2 protein-coding genes are annotated in these 1,175 nt (G+C 65.0%); one reads left to right on the plus strand and one right to left on the minus strand.

The genetic code is table 11. The features are described 5' to 3' along the window. Nucleotides 1–45 precede the first annotated feature (45 nt). The gene (locus ACIGQF_RS38460; protein ID WP_399720764.1) at nt 46–246 is read right to left on the minus strand and encodes a hypothetical protein; all 201 of its coding nucleotides are present in this window, start codon (nt 244–246) and stop codon (nt 46–48) included. Nucleotides 247–338: 92 nt separating this feature from the next. On the opposite strand from ACIGQF_RS38460, the gene ACIGQF_RS38465 reads away from it, so the two are divergent. Beyond that, nucleotides 339–1,106, plus strand: a complete 768-nt coding sequence (locus ACIGQF_RS38465) for a transposase (RefSeq protein ID WP_399720767.1) — start codon at nt 339–341, stop codon at nt 1,104–1,106. The last annotated feature ends 69 nt before the right edge of the window (nt 1,107–1,175 follow it).

Consider the following 1,175-nt stretch of genomic DNA (forward strand, 5'->3'; position numbering starts at 1 on the left):
GCTAAGGGTTGTCCCGTAACTGCCATCGGAAGTCCGCGCGATGGCCTACGGCCGGACGCACCGCGCCCGCTTGCCGTACTTCATGCCGCTGGAGTAGAGGACCCCCTGGTGATTGCGACCCATGAACTTGATGCCTTGGGTACGCCGCTCCACATGAGTCAATCGGAGGACTTGGGTTCCCGATTCGGTCGAGAGCTTCAGGAGGTCACCGGGCTGGAGGTCCTCGGCGAGGACATCGATTGTCATGGAGGGGATGGTACGGCTTGGTCACGAGATGGATCAGCGAAGGAGGACTCCGAGGTGCCTGAGTAGACCGGCCACAGTGAGATGATCTTGTTGTGGCTGGTGTGATCACGGCGTCGGAGCCCTCCTGGATAGCCCCGTTCACCGGGCTGAGCTCGCGGCAGTTCGGGAAGCTGGTGACAGTTCTGCGGCGCGAGGGTGCGGATGCGGTCCGCAAGGGTCGGCCGTGGAGCCTGCCGCTGGAGGACCGGGTCCTGTTGGTCGCGGCCTATTGGCGCACGAACCTGACCATGCGCCAGCTGGCTCCACTATTCGGGGTGTCCAAGTCAGCGGCGGACCGGATCATCGATGACCTCGGGCCGATGCTCGCTCTCCAGCCCCGCAAGCGGTTCGCGAAGGACACCGTGCTGATCGTGGACGGCACCCTGGTGCCCACCCGCGATCACACCGTCGCCGAGCAGTCGAAGAACTACCGGTACTCCACCAACCACCAGGTTGTCATCGACGCCGACACACGCCTCGTCGTGGTCGTCGGCCGGCCCCTGCCCGGCAACCGCAACGACTGCAGAGCATGGGAAGAGTCCGGAGTCAAGGCCGCAGTCGGTACGACCATGACCATCGCCGACGGCGGCTACCCGGGCACCGGGCTGGTGATGCCCCACCGGCGCCGCAAGACCGAGGAGCTGCCCGGCTGGAAGCAGGCACACAACAAGTCCCACAAGCAGGTCCGCGCCCGCGTCGAGCATGTCTTCGCCCGCATGAAGACCTGGAAGATTCTCCGCGACTGCCGCCTCAAAGGCGACGGAGTGCACCACGCCATGCTCGGCATCGCTCGGATGCACAACCTCGCTTTCGCCGGGTAGACCACCAGCCGGACAGCAGCCCACCACCCCCGAGGCCACTCATAGATCATTTACGGGACAGCCCTTAGG

Origin of the sequence: Streptomyces sp. NPDC053560 (assembly GCF_044544605.1) — a bacterium.
Taxonomy (GTDB): domain Bacteria; phylum Actinomycetota; class Actinomycetes; order Streptomycetales; family Streptomycetaceae; genus Streptomyces.

What these genes read in the sequence shown, in the direction of transcription:
- ACIGQF_RS38460 (WP_399720764.1), bottom strand. Translation starts at nt 246, where the DNA reads ATGACAATCGATGTCCTCGCCGAGGACCTCCAGCCCGGTGACCTCCTG.